Annotated in this window: 16 protein-coding genes; all 16 read left to right on the plus strand. The window is 60.7% G+C overall.

All coding sequences use genetic code 11. From position 1 onward, the window contains the following. Positions 1 to 18 precede the first annotated feature (18 nt). Positions 19 to 2,487, plus strand: coding sequence for a VirB4 family type IV secretion/conjugal transfer ATPase (locus tag ACN9M2_RS13035; RefSeq protein ID WP_426285130.1), 2,469 nt, complete (start codon positions 19 to 21; stop codon positions 2,485 to 2,487). 31 nt (positions 2,488 to 2,518) lie between these two features. Next, positions 2,519 to 3,400 (plus strand): hypothetical protein, encoded by an 882-nt coding sequence (locus ACN9M2_RS13040; protein WP_426285131.1) that lies wholly within the window; start codon positions 2,519 to 2,521, stop codon positions 3,398 to 3,400. Positions 3,401 to 3,435: 35 nt separating this feature from the next. Beyond that, the gene (locus ACN9M2_RS13045; protein WP_426285132.1) at positions 3,436 to 4,590 is read left to right on the plus strand and encodes a type IV secretion system protein; all 1,155 of its coding nucleotides are present in this window, start codon (positions 3,436 to 3,438) and stop codon (positions 4,588 to 4,590) included. Between the two features lie 123 nt (positions 4,591 to 4,713). Continuing rightward, the gene (locus tag ACN9M2_RS13050) at positions 4,714 to 5,082 is read left to right on the plus strand and encodes a DUF4189 domain-containing protein (RefSeq protein ID WP_426287923.1); all 369 of its coding nucleotides are present in this window, start codon (positions 4,714 to 4,716) and stop codon (positions 5,080 to 5,082) included. 10 nt (positions 5,083 to 5,092) lie between these two features. Next, positions 5,093 to 5,989: a DUF4189 domain-containing protein gene (locus tag ACN9M2_RS13055; protein WP_426285134.1), complete on the plus strand. Its 897-nt coding sequence runs from the start codon at positions 5,093 to 5,095 to the stop codon at positions 5,987 to 5,989. Between the two features lie 30 nt (positions 5,990 to 6,019). Beyond that, on the plus strand, positions 6,020 to 7,318 hold the full coding sequence (locus tag ACN9M2_RS13060) for an XVIPCD domain-containing protein (RefSeq protein ID WP_426285135.1): 1,299 nt from the start codon (positions 6,020 to 6,022) through the stop codon (positions 7,316 to 7,318). Between the two features lie 132 nt (positions 7,319 to 7,450). Next, positions 7,451 to 7,960 (plus strand): hypothetical protein, encoded by a 510-nt coding sequence (locus ACN9M2_RS13065; protein WP_426285136.1) that lies wholly within the window; start codon positions 7,451 to 7,453, stop codon positions 7,958 to 7,960. Positions 7,961 to 8,047: 87 nt separating this feature from the next. After that, positions 8,048 to 9,385: an XVIPCD domain-containing protein gene (locus ACN9M2_RS13070; protein WP_426285137.1), complete on the plus strand. Its 1,338-nt coding sequence runs from the start codon at positions 8,048 to 8,050 to the stop codon at positions 9,383 to 9,385. Positions 9,386 to 9,396: 11 nt separating this feature from the next. Next, positions 9,397 to 9,861 (plus strand): hypothetical protein, encoded by a 465-nt coding sequence (locus tag ACN9M2_RS13075; RefSeq protein WP_426285138.1) that lies wholly within the window; start codon positions 9,397 to 9,399, stop codon positions 9,859 to 9,861. Positions 9,862 to 9,877: 16 nt separating this feature from the next. Next, positions 9,878 to 10,978, plus strand: a complete 1,101-nt coding sequence (locus ACN9M2_RS13080; protein WP_426285139.1) for an XVIPCD domain-containing protein — start codon at positions 9,878 to 9,880, stop codon at positions 10,976 to 10,978. Beyond that, complete coding sequence (locus ACN9M2_RS13085) at positions 10,975 to 11,577, plus strand: hypothetical protein (RefSeq protein WP_426285140.1); 603 nt, start codon at positions 10,975 to 10,977, stop codon at positions 11,575 to 11,577. The genes ACN9M2_RS13080 and ACN9M2_RS13085 overlap by 4 nt, the downstream gene beginning before the upstream one ends. Next, entirely contained in the window at positions 11,574 to 13,031 is a 1,458-nt protein-coding gene (locus ACN9M2_RS13090; protein WP_426285141.1) for an XVIPCD domain-containing protein, read from the plus strand. Before ACN9M2_RS13085 ends, ACN9M2_RS13090 begins: the two co-directional genes overlap by 4 nt. Before the next feature lie 57 nt (positions 13,032 to 13,088). After that, positions 13,089 to 13,412: a hypothetical protein gene (locus ACN9M2_RS13095; protein WP_426285142.1), complete on the plus strand. Its 324-nt coding sequence runs from the start codon at positions 13,089 to 13,091 to the stop codon at positions 13,410 to 13,412. A 24-nt stretch (positions 13,413 to 13,436) separates the two neighbouring features. Continuing rightward, on the plus strand, positions 13,437 to 15,119 hold the full coding sequence (locus tag ACN9M2_RS13100) for a type IV secretory system conjugative DNA transfer family protein (protein WP_426285144.1): 1,683 nt from the start codon (positions 13,437 to 13,439) through the stop codon (positions 15,117 to 15,119). Between the two features lie 54 nt (positions 15,120 to 15,173). Next, positions 15,174 to 15,716, plus strand: coding sequence for a hypothetical protein (locus tag ACN9M2_RS13105; protein ID WP_426285145.1), 543 nt, complete (start codon positions 15,174 to 15,176; stop codon positions 15,714 to 15,716). Positions 15,717 to 15,758: 42 nt separating this feature from the next. Beyond that, entirely contained in the window at positions 15,759 to 17,288 is a 1,530-nt protein-coding gene (locus ACN9M2_RS13110) for a peptidoglycan-binding protein (RefSeq protein WP_426285147.1), read from the plus strand. Positions 17,289 to 17,300 lie beyond the last annotated feature (12 nt).

The following is a 17,300-nucleotide window of genomic DNA, read 5'->3' on the forward strand; positions in this document are numbered from 1 at the left end:
TCGACGGTAGCCAGAGCCATGTTCACTCCAGATGCAGCGATCGGTGAGTTCATTCCATTGTCCACGCATGTTTCGCCGACCGTCCTCAAGACGACCGGCGGTGATTTCCTGCTCGTCTGGCGACTGGCCGGCCTTCCCTTCGTGGGCCGCGAAGAGTGGGAGATAGAACATCGCCACAACACCTTCAATCGGATGTTGCAGACACTGCGCGCGCCCGATTTCGTCAATGTGGCCTTCTGGGTCCACGACATTCGCCGTCGTGGCAGTGTCAAGGACAGCAGCCGCTTCGAGCACCGCTTCAATCAGGAAATGTCCGACGGCTACTACGCCTCGCTCTCCAGCCAGAAGCTGATGCAGAACGAGCTCTATCTGACGATGATCTACCGTCCCGTGGTATCGGGAAAGCGCTTTGTCGAGAAGTCGTCCAACGCCGAGCGTCTCCTTTCGGAGCAGAACCAGGCGATCGCCACGACACTGGAGTTGGCCGGCAACGTGGAAGCCGTGCTCAAGGACTACGCACCGACGCGCCTGGGCATGTATGAGGCGCCCAACGGCGTGGTCTTCTCGGAAGCACTCGAGTTGTACGGCTATATCCTCAATCGTATCGAGGAGCCGGTTCCGGTACTCAGTGCGGCCGTGCGCGACTACCTTCCCGTGAGCCGTCAGCGATTCTCTTCGAAGACCGGTGACTTCGTTCTCACCACACCGAATGGCATCAATCATTTCGGTGCGATCCTCAATATCAAGGAGTACGTCGAGGGGACCTACCCAGGCATCCTCAACGGACTCAAGTATCTCGACTTCGAGTACATCATCACGCATTCCTTCAGCCCGATGGGACGCCAGGACGCGCTCAAGGCACTGGAGCGTACGAAGGGCATGATGATTTCCTCCGGCGACAAGGCCGTGAGCCAGATCATCGAGATGGACCAGGCTATGGATCAACTCGCTTCAGGCAACTTCGTGCTTGGTGAGTACCACTTCACCATGGCGATTTATTCGCAGGCGCAGGAAACCCTTTCCCAGCAGATCGCCGCGACCCGCGCCGAACTCTCCAACGCGGGTTTCATCTCGGTGAAGGAAGACCTCGCCGTGACGTCGGCCTTCTATGCGCAGTTCCCGGGAAACTGGAAATACCGCACGCGCCTCGCCAATGTGAGTTCGCTCAACTTCCTCGGGCTGTCGCCCCTGCACAACTTCGCCACCGGCAAGAAGCAGAACAATCCCTGGGGCGATTGCGTCACCACCTTGCAGACGACCAACGGTCAGCCGTACTACTTCAATTTCCATGCGACCCATCCAGCCGAGAATTCGTTCGGCGAGAAAGCCATTGCCAACACGATGGTCATCGGAAAGTCCGGTACCGGCAAGACGGCGCTTATCAACTTCCTGCTCAGCCAGGTGCAGAAGCTCGATCCGGCGCCGACCATCTTTTTCTTCGACAAGGACCGCGGCGCCGAGATTTTCGTGCGCGCATGCGGTGGCAACTACCTGGCGCTGGAGAACGGCAAGCCGACCGGCTTCAATCCGTTCCAATGCGAGCGGACGGAAGAAAACGTGCAGTTCCTGGCCGATCTGGTCAAAGTCCTCGCCGGCAAGAGCGTCTACAGCTCTCGTGAAGAAGAGGATATCTATCGTGCCGTGGAGAACATTCTCGACACGCCGATGCACCTTCGCAACATGACCAACTTCCAGAAGAGCCTGCCGAATCTCGGTGACGACGGCTTGTTCATTCGCATTCGCAAGTGGACGGCAGGCAATTCCCTGGGCTGGGTCTTCGACAATCCACGCGACACGGTGGACCTGGACAAGGCCAATATCATCGGCTTCGACTACACCGACATCATCGACAATCCGGAAGTCCGCGCGCCGGTCATCAACTACCTCCTGCACCGCCTGGAAGCGCTGATCGACGGCCGCCGCCTGATCTACGTGATGGACGAATTCTGGAAGATCCTCGACGGCAAGGGCGGGCTCAAGGAGTTCGCGAAAAACAAGCAGAAGACCATCCGTAAGCAGAACGGCATGGGCATCTTCGCCACACAGAGTCCCGAGGATGCGTTGGCGAGCGACATTTCTGCGGCTCTCATCGAGCAGACCGCCACCATGATCCTCCTGCCCAACCCCAATGCGAGCCGCGAGGACTATGTCAACGGCCTGAAGCTGACCGATGCCGAGTACCAGGTGGTGGTGAGCCTCGACGAACGCTCCCGCCGCTTCCTGGTCAAGCAGGGTCATGCGTCGGCCGTATGCCAGCTCAACCTGCGCGGCATGGACGATGCCCTGTCGGTCATCTCCGCATCCACGGACAACATCGAGATCATGCACGAGATCCTCGCCCAGCACGCCGAAGCCGCCGGTGTGTCGCCCAACGACCTCACCCCGGACCAGTGGCTGCCGTCCTTCTACGAAAACCGCAAGGGCAGTGGCAAGAAACCCACACCTGCCTCCCCCTCGACGCGTCCTGCCCGCTCGGCCGCTCGCTGACGCTGGCCACGCATTGACCCTGGAGACCATCATGACAACCCGAATGACGCATTCCCGTCGGACATCCCTGCTTCGCCGCCTGCTCGGTGGCGGCACCTTCCTGATCGCCCTGCTCGCCGCGGCACCCGCCGCCCAGGCGCAGTGGGCCGTGAACGACGCCGAGGCCAATACCAAGCTCGGCCAGATCGAAAAGCACACCGACGATACCGTCAGCCAGACCAAGGACATCAACAAGGTGCTGGGCCAGACCGGCGATGGTGACGGCAAGACGATCAACGCCAATCTCGACGCGATCAACAAGAAATTCAAGATCGGGCAGTACAAGGATACGCAGCCGGGTCCGCGCGTAGCCGATCCGAAGAAGGCCCTGCCCGAAGACAGCACGCAGCTAGACGACGGTACCCGCTGCAAGGCGGTCGCCGAGCCCCAGCAAGCAAACTGCAAGCTGATCGTCGACCTTGAGAACGCTCAGTACCAGTACATGTTGACCATGTACAAGAACACGAAAACACGCGACGACATGCTGCGCGAACTGCTCAAGGAGCGCCAGGCGATCGGCGCGGACGATCCGAACCAATACGGCAAGCTTGAAGACAACACCAACAAGCTCACCGCGTTGTACAACCTGATCGCTCTCGACCAACAGCAGATGCAGACGGTGAACTATGCCTACGAGGCCAACCTCAAGTACCTGCGCTCGCAACAGACACTGGCGGCGAACGCCGCCAATACGGGCAAGAAGCCATCGGAATGGGGTTCGATCCAACTCCCGGGCGTCGGTAACGTGGATATCGGCAATGCCATCAGCAGCCTCGCCACGGGCGCGGTGCTTTCGGAGACGTTGAAGGGTGTACAGAGCGATAAGCCAAGCGGCATGCAAACCCTCAGTATCGGTGAGTCCAATGGCTTCTGATCCGATCACTATTTCTGCAAACGGAATGTCGCGTCATGGTTGACCTCTTGGGTACACACTTAGAACATTCGGCCGTCGCCATGCTCAGCGGCCCGCTGGACAGCGCAACACAGTTCGTCTTCTTCCAGACGATCAATAACTTCCTGCGCGATGAAATCGACATCATGCAGTGGAAGCTGCTCTCCAGCTCCGCCACCATCATTGGCTTCGTGGCGGTAACCGTACTGACCGTGTGGATCATGTTCCAGGGCTTCCGCATCGTCACGGGACAATCGCGCCAACCGATGATGGTACTCGTGGGTGACTCCCTGAAAGCGACCCTCGTCGTCTTCATAGCGACCACCGCGGCCTATTCGTCCTCGTCGGTCTACTGGACCTTGAGCGACGGCATGTCGACCGTGATCGCGCAGTACGTGACAGGCGAGAAGGGTAGTCCATTCCAGCATATCGACAACAACCTCGCGGGCATGGAGGTGGCGATGGGCACGATCGACGCCATCGATACGGGCGGCGATCAGGCCGCCCAGGACGCCAAGGACCGCGACCGCTGGTTCACGGGCATCGGCATCGCCGGTCCCAGCGTCATCGCCGGCTCCATGCTGCTGTTGAACAAGATCGCCCTCGCTCTGTTCGTCGGCTTCGGTCCGATCTTCATCATGTGCCTGCTCTTCGAACCTACGAAGCAACTGTTCAGCAAATGGCTTCTCTACGGCATCGGCACCGTCTTCTCCCTCGCCGTCCTCAGCGTCATGGTGACCATCGCCATGAAGATGATGGCCGCGGTGACTGCCGCGTTCGCCGCAAAATATCTGCTTTCCATGCCGAGCATGGGTGGCACCGGCACCACCGACGGCATCAACAGCATGGCCCTCCAGCAAGGCGGTCTTGGCCTGTTGCTCACGACCATGATCATCAGCGCCCCGCCCATGGCCGCCGCCTTCTTCCAGGGCACCCTCGGCCAGTTCAACTCGTACTCGCCGTTTGGGCATATCAAGCCGGAGCAGTCGGGTGGACGTGGAGGGTATGGCGTTCCAGGAACATCAAGCTACGTACCTCCATCTGGCCCAGATCCGGGTCGGCAGATGACACATACGAGCCCATCCATGTCCATGAATACTCCTTCACTCGGATCATCGGGTTACAGCCAATCGCCAGATGAAATCAAACAGAAGAACTCGTCGTACACGTGAGGAATCATGAAGCGTATAGCTTTCTCTATTGCGTTAACTGCATTTAGCGCCACCACGTGGGCGCAGTGTGCAACAGGCGTAAACACAGGTGGAGGAAACTGCGTCCCACCCGATGCTTCGGGCATGCCTGGATACAACGCAGGCGATGCTGCCCCGCCCGCACCCAAGGCAGTCTGGGCTGACCAGTGGGGTGCGATCGTTATCGATGACACAAGCGGCGATGTAGGTGTTTCGTCCTCAAAATCCAGCAAATCCGATGCTGTGCGCGCCGCAACACACGATTGCGAAGCGAGAGGAGCATCGAGATGTTCAGTGGCATTGACTTACTACAACCAATGCGCCGCACTCGCTTGGGGTGATGGCGCCAGGGGAACCGCAAACAATCCCAGCGAGACCGAAGCGAAAGCCGATGCGCTTAAGTCATGCAAGGAGGGCGCCTCCGGTTGCAAAGTCGTCTATAGCGCGTGCAGTGCACCTATTCGCGTGCAGTGAAAATTTAGAGATGATGCTTCGAAATTTAGCACTTCTTGCCTTCACTTCGACTGTCTATGCGTCGCCCGCATGGACGGCCACTTCGACGAGCGTCACAAACGATCCTCCTATCCTCGCTCCAGCGGAGATTGAGGCGCTTATACCCGCCCGAATGCATCTGATCTTTTTCAAGACCAGCGGCGACCAACCCAATGCTGACGCGGCTGCGGTTTTCGAGACCAACGGCGGCGACCGTGAATCGCGGCAGCGGGAACTGATCCTTCTTCGCAAGAGGGATGGCCGCTTTCATGAAGTGGACCGTAACGACAAGATCATCGGATGCACCACGTGCGACCAGTTCCGCCAGGACCCATTTCTCGACCGCCATATCACCGTTTCGCCTGGACACATAAGCATTTTGCATATCGACTCCGGCGAGAAAGAATCCACCGCCGAGTACCAGCTCGTCTACGATCCGGGCATTTCCCATTGGCGTATTACAAGCGCTAAGCGCACCGACGTCGAACTCGGGCGTGGGATCGCGGTAAACCGGACGCTCCCGCTTCCTCCGTCGGGCCTGATGAAAGACTTCGATGCGCAGTGGAAAGCTCGCTCCTTTTGGACAGCCATTGTTGTGAACGATACATCCCATCAGTTTCATTTCGTTTCCAGCATGCCAAGTGAACGTGAACTTGACGACACTATAAATAAGCGCTGCAACAGCCCGTCCGCCTGTCGCGTCTTGGTCAGGCAGCAAGATGGTTGCGTGGCACTAGTCCAGGACGAACTGAATAATTTCTTTGCTGCCGCGCTACCGCTGAAGCGGTCGGAGACCCAAGCCGAAGGCAAGGCCATGTCCGAATGCAAGCTGCACGGACATGGCGCATGTACGTCGGTACGTAACGAATGCACTCTCGGGTCTCGATAGACCTGATTACGTATTTACAAGGAGAGTTCCATGGATGTTTTGTCCAACAAGAATGTTTCTCGCCTCGCAGCCACACAGGGTACGACTCGTATTTATGAACTCGAGGATGGCTCTTGGCTACAGGCTTCTGGAGGAACCGTCGCATGGCGAAATAACAATCCTGGCAACCTGAAATTCGAGTTTTCCGGGAGTGCGGACAAAACGTCTCGCGCTACGCGGACACGTGACCGCGCACTGGATACTGCCCAAAGTAAGTTCGACGGAGTGGTCGACCTTGACCAATGGGGAAATGTCGTGTTCGAGAGCTATGAGGCTGGGCGAAAAGCACAGCAAGAGCTGCTCATCGACAAGTTCAAAGATAAGACCGTAGAAGAGCTGGTAAAGATCTATTCCACCGCGGACTATAGCGGTGAGACGCACCATTCGAATCAGGTCAAGACGATTCACGCCACGGCGGAGGCCAAAGGTCTGGACTTGCACAACAAGATCGTCGACGACATGACATCACAAGAACTCGACGCCCTCGCCGACGGCCTCAGCAAAGCCGAAGGCTGGAGGCCCGGCGTCGTCGAAGCCATGCCCCCGCAAACTCCCGAACAACTCGCCGAGCGCTTGCAGCGGTCACCCGCTCAGGCCGCAGCGGCGCACCACCCGTCCGAACACCCGGCTGCGCTGCGCGCCGGTGCTCGTGGTGAGGCGGTTGGGGAAATGCAGAACCGACTTCACACTCTCGGCTATACCGGCTCGAACGGCCTGCCGCTGATCGCGGATAACCACTTCGGTTCGCAGACGAGGGGTGCCGTCGAGTCGTTTCAAAGGACGCACGGCTTGCACGTGGACGGTGTCGTCGGCACACGAACGCTCGACGCCCTGCACGATGCGCAACGCATGACGACCGATGCGCGGCTCGCCGGTGCCCCGCTACTGGACAACGCGCGCCATCCTGCCCACGAGATCTACCAGCAGGCGCGGGCTGGCGTGCAACAGTTGGACGAGCGGCACGGGCGTGCGCCCGGTACACATTCCGAAAACCTCGCCGGCTCGCTGACCTCCGCCGCCGTGAATACGGGCATGCATCGCATCGACCACGTCGCGCTCAACGATGATGCAAGCCGGGCCTATGCTGTACAGGGCGAGGCCCGTTCGCCCTTCAAGCAACATGCCGAGGTGGACGTGATGCAGGCCATCCAGACGCCGCTAGCCCGGAGCAGCGCCGAAGCGCTCGCGCCGATGGAGCAAGCGAATCGATCCCAGGCCGTCCAGCAAACGCTGGACCAGCAACCCTCGAACCAGCAGGCACAGCCATCGCCTCCGAGCATGCGGATGTAATGCCCGATGAAGCATCGCCTTGCCACCACCCTGCTAGCCCTCCTTCCGTTGACGCTCACGGAAGCCGCTACCCATGCCATGCAAGCGCCTCGCGCCGCCTCAACGTCCGCCACTCAGGACAAAGGAAGCAAGATGGATGACCTGAAACCATTCGCGACCGGCGGCAGGACGATCCTCGAATCCCGGGTCGGCGATATCAGGGGCGATGGGTCGGAAGGCGTGGTGCTTGTCCTGGATCCGCCCGTTGCTGGTGCGCCGAAGCTCGGCGAAGGGCCGGCACGTGAAGTGATGTTGCTGGTGCGCGACGATCACGGGCGGTTACATAAGGTCGCCTCGAACTCCCGCGTCGTTCCTTGTTCCAGCTGTGGTGGCTTATCGGGCGACCCGTACGGATATACACGTATCGAGCGAGGACACTTCACCGTCGTCATTGGCGGTGGCGGCCGCGAGCACTGGTCGGATGAATTCACCTTCGCCTACGCGCCCGATCGCAACGATTGGTTCCTCACCGGCGCCCTGCGCCGCGTGGAGGACAGGGACACCGGGCAGCAAAAGCAGCTCGATCTTCCGGCAAAGGATATCGGCAAGATCGCCTTCGAAGATTTTGACCCGGCGAAATTACCGGAGGTGGAGTTGCCCTGATATCGAGTGGTATCGAAGCGCCGGGACCGGCGGGTGCATGGCAAGCAGGAAGCTCCGCCGAACGTGATAGTCAAACAGGAGCTACACATGGCGATTGATCGTGAAACACAACTGCTTGCCGCGGCAACGGCGGCAGGCATCACGCGACCACGGGAACTGGCCAACTTCATGGCCCAGGTCTCGCACGAGTCCAATGGGCTGAACCGGTTGGAAGAAGGCTTCCGCTACACGCGCAACATCTCGCAGATACCGGTGCAGTCGGCGTGGCGCGAAGGGCCCGACGTACTCGAAACGGCTCGAATCGGTGCACTTCAGGGCCGTCCAGAGAAACTGGCGGAGCTGATGTACGGTGGTCGCAACGGTAATGAGCGCCCTGGCGAAGGCTATCTCTACCGGGGGCGCGGCTATATGCAGCTCACGGGCAAGGACAACTATCGGGCGGCGGGCGATGCGCTGGACCTGGACCTGGTAAAACATCCCGAACTGGCAGCCGAGCCAACGAACGCAGCGCGGATCGCTGTGTGGTACTGGCAAAACCGCGTTCCCGAGGCTGCACGCGAAGACGTCAAATCGGCAACACGCGCCATCAACGGCAGATACAACGGCCTGGACGATCGACAGGAACGTTTCGTCGCCTGGGAAAAAAAACTGACGCCCGAAGTCATGGATCGACTGGCGCACAGCCACGCCAGCGCGCCGGCGTCCGGCACGCCGGATCGTCTCCATCACGGCACATCGGTGTCGCTCAAGGAAGGCTCGCACGGCGATGACGTGCGTCGCCTGCAAACCAGCCTCTCCAGCCTGGGGTACAAGGACGCAGGCGGCCACCCGCTGAAAGCCGATGGCGACTACGGTCCGTCGACGAAGATGGCCGTTAAAGCGTTTCAGCGCGATGCCGGCCTCAAGGTGGACGGCGTCGTGGGTCGCGATACGTTCGACGCGATCGAGCATGCGCAGGATCTGCTCGAAGCGGGCAGGCGTCACCGTCACCACCACCATCATCCACATGGGCCGGGGCAGCCACCCTACCCGGCTCCGGCACTGAATCACGCGTCGCATCCGGATCATGCCTTGTTCCGCCAAGCGCGTGACGCCGTGCATCGTCTCGATACCGAGCATCGGCGCGAACCCGATCAACGCAGTGAGAACCTCGCCGCCGCGCTTACGGTGGCGGCACGCCATCAAGGCATGCATCGCATCGACCACGTGGCGCTCAGCGAGGATGCCGCACGTACCTATGCCGTGCAGGGAGACATCCATTCACCGCACAAGCAGGTAGCCGAGGTCGGCACCCAGCAGGCGATCGCGACGCCCGTCGAACAGAGCGCCCAGGCACTCGCCCGGCAAGCGGCACAGGCGGAGCACGAGCAGCGCCAGGCCCAGCAGGCGAGCCAGCAAACGCCGCCATCCCCATCACCGCTTTGAAAGGATCCGCGATGCGCAAGCTTCTTCTTCCCTCCCTGGCCATCACGCTCCTGCTGGCCGCGTGCGACAAGGCACCTCCCCCGTCACAGGCGCCCGCCGCCGCATCGACGGCGGCCGCCCAGGCATCCCGCTGCCCGGCGGGCGACTTCGATGCCTTCCTGCCCCTCTTCCAGAACGACGTGTCCCTGCAGAAAACATATGTAACCGATCCACTGCAAAGCGATTCGGTCGACCCCAACGCCGATCCCGAGCCGAAGCCCGTGTCGAAGATGCTCGCCAAGGCCGAAGTTACGTTCCCCGTGATGCCTAGCCAGACGGATCAGGCGAAAGACGGCCTCACGGCCACGCGGACCGCAACCAGTCCCACGGAAGTCACGATCAAGCTGGCCAAACCGGATACCGACTACCAGATGTCGTTCTTCTTCCGGAAGAACGGCTGCTGGCAGCTTTACCGCGTCAAAGATGATTCGCTCTGAACCGGAGGAGAGACCCATGCCATACCAGGACGTCATGAATGTCATCCTGCCGCAGCAGGGCAATCGTGCGGCGCACATCACCGGGCACTATGGCGAACATCGCGCCAAGGGACCCCATGGTGGATCGGACTTCAACTACGAGGGGGGACAGTCGGGTATCAACCTGACCCATCCCTCCGTCCATTCGCCGATCGCCGGCGAGGTCACCTTCGTCGGCGGGCAATACGGCACGATCAAGATTCGCGATGCCGAAGGCAACAGCCATGAGCTTCTGCATACGCAGTCCCAATCAGTGAAAATCGGGCAGCACATCCAGGTGGGCGATGAAATCGGACGCATGGGCGGTCGAGGCCCAGACGGCGCCGGTCAATATGCGCAGCACGTCCATTACCAAATGAAAGATGCGCAAGGCCACCCGGTCAATCCGGAAACGTTCTGGCGCGACCGGCAGGTCCAGCCTGGGGGCGCCCACGCCGCGCCCGCCGGCCATTCCCACGACGGTAGCCACACGGTTATGCGCGAGGGCGCCAGAGGCCCCGATGTCCACGCGTTGCAGGAGCGCCTGAACGCCCTCGGCATGCGCGATGCCCAGGGGCATCGCCTGTCGACCGACAGCCATTTCGGCGGGCATACGAAGGAAGCCGTCGAGAACTTCCAGCGTGCCCATGGGCTGAAGCCCGACGGCGTGGTCGGCCCACGTACGGCGGAAGCACTCCAGCACCAGCAGGCTCACGGAGCACCGCGACTCGATACGCCATCCCATCCGGATCATGAGATCTACCGGCAGGCCCGGGAAGGCGTTCACCGGCTGGATGCGCAACATGGACGCGCACCGGACGAGCGCAGCGATCGCCTTGCGGCATCGCTCACGGTCGCCGCACGCCAGGAAGGCCTGCAACGCATCGACCACGTTACCCTCAACGCCGATGCCAGCCGGGCGTATGCCATGCAGGGCGAGCCTGGTTCACCGTTCAAGCAGGTCGCCGAGGTGGAAACGCAGCGGGCCATGAACACTTCGGTCGAGCAAAGCAGCCAGGCCTTGCAGCACGTGGCCCAGCAAGCCCCTGCGCAACAGCAGGCGCAACAACAGCATGCGCAACCGATGCCGGGGCCATGAGCATGACGACGATACGTCCGCTACGCAGTGGAGCCGTCGTTGCCCTCCTGTCTCTGATTCCTCATGCCTATGGTGCCTCCATGAAACAGCCCGATATCAAGCTCAATCCGAACCCTCGCATGCGCTACGAGATCACGGCCACGGTGACCGGTGCTCCTGGAGCCTTCGAGCGAATCGATGGGTCCGTGGATTACAAGGTGTCCAACGGGGCCTGTGTTCCCTTGACTCCTGTCACGGGCGCCACCGTGGAGCCTCAGAAGCGGCTTCCCGTCGTCTTCGAGCGAGACGGCGAGAATACGTTCAAGGCCGTGATCTATGTCGACCAGATCCAGGATGAGGACTATTTTGGCCTCGGGGTCTGCCACTGGTCGGTCGTCGGTGCTTCCGCCGACTTCCACCATGGCGAGGTGAATTTCAGTCCGGCTATTTATCACGATGACATCCTTGGCCAGAAAAGCGTGGTCCGGTATTTTTCGGAGCGTTCCTATGAAAGGGCGTCGCGTTCGCGTATCGACATAGGTTCCCCAAGCAAGTCTGATTTCAATGATGCCGGCGCGATCTTCTCCATCACCTTGAAGGCCGTGGAGAAGCTCCAATGAGCCCGCGATCGACGGACTATGCCCTGCTTTCGCAGAACGTCTATCACGACACGCCTGTCAACCAGAAAGTCATCCTGGACGGCGTTACCTATCGCGTCGCCGCTGCAGAGAACAACCCGGCGACGGGATTCCAGGCCCAGGCGTACATACGCGAAGACGTCAAACCGAGTCAGGTCGTCATCGCGTTTCGCGGCACCGAGTTCGATCGCGAGCCCGTCCGTGATGGCGGCGTGGACGCGGGCATGGTTCTGACTGGAGTGAACCTCCAAACGCACGACGCCATGACTTTCACCGAACGGGTCATCGCGGAAACGAAGCAGGATGCCTCCGACCAGGGGAACGCTCCGCCCGATATCTCGGTAACGGGGCATTCCCTCGGCGGCACGCTCGCCGAGATAGCGGCATCGCGCTATGGCTTGAAAGGTGAAACGTTCAACGCCTACGGGGCCGCCGGATTGCTACAAGGCGTTCCCGCAGGTGGAAACCAGGTTATCGACCACGTGCGGGCCGGTGACCTGGTAAGCGCCGCCAGCGAACACTTCGGCGAAGTCCGGATCTACGCGGCGCAGAAGGATATCGACACCTTGTCACATGCGGGCTACCGCGACGACAGCGGGATTCTCTCGCCGCGCAATCCGATCAAGGCCACCGATTTCGACGCCCATGCGATCGACAATTTCGTGCCGGAAAGCAAGCTTCTTGGCCATTCGATCATCGATGCCGAAAGCCAGGCCCGCTATCGAGCCCATGAAGGGATGGTCGATCGTTATCGCAACGATGTCATGGATATCCGCAAGGGATTGTCGGCCTCGTGGGAGATACCCAAAGCCATCGGTGAGGGCGTCGACTTCCTGCACGAGAAAATCGACGAAGGCCTGACCGCGGCCGGTCATGCCGTGAGTCATGCGGCGCACGAGGTGGCGGAAGTGGCGGGCCGGGTACGCGACGAAGTGTCGAAAGACCTCCACGCGGCTGGCCACGCGATCAGCGAGGGTGCATCCAATGCCTGGAATACCCTCACCCACCCCGGCTCCTGGTTCAACGATGAGAAGCCCACGCCGCAGCGGCTCGATCATCCTGAGCACCCAGGCCACGGCTTGTTCCAACAGGCTCGTGACGGCGTCCAGCGGCTCGACAGCCAGCTTCAACGCCAACCCGACGAACAGAGCACCCGGCTCGCCGCGTCGCTGACCGCGGCAGCCCAACAGGGAGGCATGCAGCGAATCGATCACGTCACCCTGAGTGCGGACGCCAGCCGGACCTATGCGGTGCAAGGGGAAGCCAATTCACCGTTCAAGCAAGTGGCGGAGGTGGACACGCAGCGCGCGGTAGGCACTCCCGTCGAGCAGAGCACGCAGCAGTGGCAGCAGGCTTCCGAACAACAGCAGGCACGTCATGTGACGCAAGCAACGCAGCAGCAGTCAGCACCTACGCCATCGCACACGCAGCCTTGATCGTTACAGTCTGGACGCGATGCCACCCTTACCCATGCAGATCAAACAGGAAGTCACATGAAAATCGGATTGTTCATCGCACTCATGCTTTCTACGTTCGTATCGAATGCCCAGGTGCTCACGTATCGAAATAGCGACCCATTCCTCTTCTGTACGTACGGACGGGACGACCCAAGTCGTTGTTGGTGGCCTCTACCGCCGTTCCTCGGCACGACCTTCATGGTCAACCCGTTATGCGAGCCCAATCCGTACGGCAAGCCGTGGTCGGCGGACGATGTCGCGTCATTCGAGCAATATGGGACTGTTTGTCCTGCCGGGAAGCAACCGGGCGGCTGGGATTCCGCGGGCGGACAGCCCGAGCTCGTCCCCACTTACCACTGACTAAAACGACGGTAGGCTATTTGCATGAGTAAGTTCAGGGGATATTGGGCGGCTGGACTCGCCTTTACCGCGCTGTTGTGCGGAAATTTCTTCTCGGGGTACCTGACGCTGCTCTTCCTCGGCTTGAAGGACGAGCACGTCAAATGGAATACGTATTGGAGCTATATCAAGGCGCTGAATCTTCCCCAGGTACAGCCCTATGTGTGGAAGATCGAAACGGCGGGCATCATCGGCATCCTCGTGCCGCTGATCGCGTGGCTCGTCGTGCTTTATTTCCTGATGAAGCCCAAAAAACAGGCTATGCACGGCGACGCCCGCTTCGCCACCGCCTCCGATCTCCGCAAGCAGAACATGCTCTCCCCTGCTCCGAACGGCATCCTCGTAGGCAAGTTCAAGGGCGACCTGGTCCGTCTTCCGGGCCAGCAGTTCGTGATCCTCGCCGCGCCCACCCGCTCGGGCAAGGGCGTTGGCGTGGTGATCCCGAACCTGCTCGACTACCAGGAATCGGTGGTGGTGCTGGACATCAAGCAGGAGAATTTCGACCTGACCAGTGGCTGGCGCAAGTCGCAGGGACAGGAAATCTACCTGTTCAACCCGTTCGCCGAGGACCGCCGCACGCACCGCTGGAATCCATTGAGCTATGTCTCGAAGGACCCCGCATTCCGTGTGTCGGACCTGATGAGCATCGCCTCGATGCTCTACCCGGACGTGTCCGACGATCAGAAGTTCTGGGTGAGCCAGGCGCGCAACGCCTTCATGGCATTCTCGCTATACCTCTGCGAGAAGTGGGAGGACGACGAGAAGAAGGGCCGACCGGCGATCGTGCGCAGCAAGCCTACCCTGGGCATGATCTACCGCCTGTCGTCGGGCGACGGCACCGACTTGCGCGAGCTGTATACGCGACTCTCGAAAGAACCCTTCCTGAGCGCCAACGCCCAGTCGGCCTTCGCCAACCTGCTATCGCAAGCCAACGAAACCTTCGCGTCCATCCTCGGCACCTTCAAGGAGCCCTTGAACGCCTGGATCAACCCCGTGCTGGACGCGGCCACCAGTGAAGACGATTTCCTGCTCACCGATGTGCGCAAGAAGAAGATGACGATCTATATCGGTATCCAGCCGAACAAGCTGGCCGAGAGCAAGCTGATCGTGAACCTGTTCTTCAGCCAGCTGATCAACCTCAACACCAAGGTGTTGCCGCAGAACGACCCGACCCTGAAGCACCAGTGCCTGCTGCTGATGGACGAGTTCACATCGATCGGCAGGGTGGAGATCATCGCCTCGGCGGTGTCGTACATGGCGGGCTACAACATCCGCCTCCTGCCCATCATCCAGAGCATGGCCCAGCTCGACGCCACCTACGGCAAGGATGTCTCACGCACGGTCATCACGAACCACGCCCTGCAGATCGTCTACGCTCCGCGCGAACAGCAGGACGCCAACGACTACTCCGACATGCTCGGCTATACGACGGTACGCCGCGAGAACATCACCAAGAGCAAGAAGGGTGACGTGTCGAAGAGCCATTCCGAAGAGAAGCGCGCGCTCATGCTTCCGCAGGAACTGAAAGCCATGGGCACCGAGAAGGAAGTATTCCTCTACGAAGGCATCCCACATCCGGTGATGTGCGAAAAGATCCGCTACTACCAGGACAAATACTTCACGTCGCGGTTGATGGAAAAGGCGAAGATCGAACCACTTTCCATCTGACAGAAACCACAGACGCGCAACTGCTGTTTTCCTTCCCCTGAACAGAGTCGTCTCATGAAACCTGCCGCAAAAGCACTATTAGTGATCGCCGCAACCGCCGCCCTTCCGGCAACCACCTTGGCAGCTACCGCACCGGCCAATATGTGCGGCAAGTCCGATCAAGTCGTGTTTTCCTGCCCCCTCGCTGGCAGCACCAAGACCGTCTCCATGTGCGCCGCAGGTGATGTGGCCCATGGTGACGGACGCTTTTACTACGCCTATGGCCGCGACGCGTCGAAACCCGAAATGACCTTTCCGGCTACTGGCAGCAAGGGTGAGTTCACGCGCTCGCATCTGACATTCGCCGGCAATACCGGGGGCTACGCCTATGCCTTCACGAACGCCGGTTTCACGTACGTCGTCTATTCCGTCTCGGGCTCCAACAACCTGCAGGACGGCGGTCTGGTCGTCTTGAAGGATGGCCAGGCCAAGCCGGTGAAGCAAAGCACTTGCCAGTCCGGCAAGGTGACCGACACGGATGAAGACGCCCTCATCGACGCGACACTCAAATGGAAGAGTGACCCCGCGATCGAGAAAAACGGGATTCCCACACGCTGATCGCGTTTCGAATCCCTCCTTTCATTAGCCAGGAGTTACACCATGTCCGCGAAAGAAAACGCCGACTATCTGATGGATGCCGCCATGAAGGCGGGTATTACGGACCCCAAGGAACTGAGCAATTTCATGGGCCAGATGCAGGTCGAGTCGGGTGGATATTCCCGCATGACCGAAGGGCTCGGTTACTCCGGTAGCCGTCTGCTCGAGGTGTTCCCCGGCCGCAACGGGATGAATACGCTCGCCGAGGCCAACAAGATTGCCGCCGGCGGTCCCGAGGCCATCGCCAACGAAATCTACGGCGGCGCCTGGGGCAAGAAGAATCTCGGCAATACCGAGCCGGGAGACGGCTGGACCTTCCATGGCCGCGGCTATGTCCAGCTTACCGGCCGCGCCGGTTACGAGAAGATGGGCAAGGAATTGGGGCTCGATCTCGTCAAGCATCCCGAGCTCGCGGAAGACAAGGAGGTGGCTGCAAGGATCGCCATCCAGTACTGGAAGGATCGCGTCCAGTCCAACGGTCACCAGACCGACGTGGACGCCGCATGCAAGGACATCAACGGTGGCCACAATGGTCTCGGCGAGCGCAGGAACGCTGCCGAGGCGTGGCAGAACGCCATCGAGAAGGGTTACAAGCCCGGCGGCCCCGAAGCGATGCCCACCGCGACGGCCTCGCACGGGATGAGCAAGGAAAAGGCAGAGCACGTGCAGACGCTGCTCAATGCCAACGGCTACACCGACTCTGCGGGTCAGCCGCTGAAGGTGGATGGCCATGCAGGCAAGGAAACGCGCCTCGCGATCGAGCGCTTCCAGGCGGACCACCACTTGAAGGCGGATGGCGTGGTCGGCCCCGCGACGTTGAAAGCGCTGGAGCAGACACCGCAACGGCAAAATACCCCGTCCACCGCACCAGACACCGGCACCACCACCCAGCACGCCACGCAGGAAAGCGCATCGCTACGTGCAGGAGCGAATGGACCGGCGGTCGAAGCGCTACAGCGCCAGCTGCGCGATCAGGGTTATGTCGCGTCGAATGGTCAGCCAGCGGCCGTCGATGCCGACTTCGGACCGAAGACCAAGGAGGCTGTGCAGGCTTTCCAGCGCGCTCATGGCCTGGAAGCCGACGGCATCGCTGGGCCGAAAACCTTGCGCGCGCTCGACGCCAATCGACAACACGCCGGAGCGCCTTCGCTCGACGACGCCAGCCACCCATCCAACGGCATGTACCGCCAGGCGCTCGACGGCGTCCAGCGTCTCGATGCGCAGCATGGGCGGGCCTCGGGACCGCATACGAGCATGATCGCGGGCTCGCTCACCGCGGCCGCCGTGACGAACGGTATGCAACGAATCGATCACGTGGCGCTCAGCGACGATGCCAGCAGAGCCTACGCCATGCAGGGTGATTCGAAGTCGCCGTTCAAGCAGGTCGCCGAAGTCGACGTGCTCCAGGCCACGCGGACACCGCTGGCACAGAGCAGCGCGGAGGCCATGCCGCACAGCCAGACACAGGCACAGGCTCAGCAGCAGGCCGAAGCGCAGGTGCAAAGCCAGCAACAGGGCTCGATGCGGGTGTAAACCCGGAGGAGC

Source organism: Luteibacter sp. E-22 (assembly GCF_049913125.1).
Classification (GTDB): Bacteria; Pseudomonadota; Gammaproteobacteria; order Xanthomonadales; family Rhodanobacteraceae; genus Luteibacter.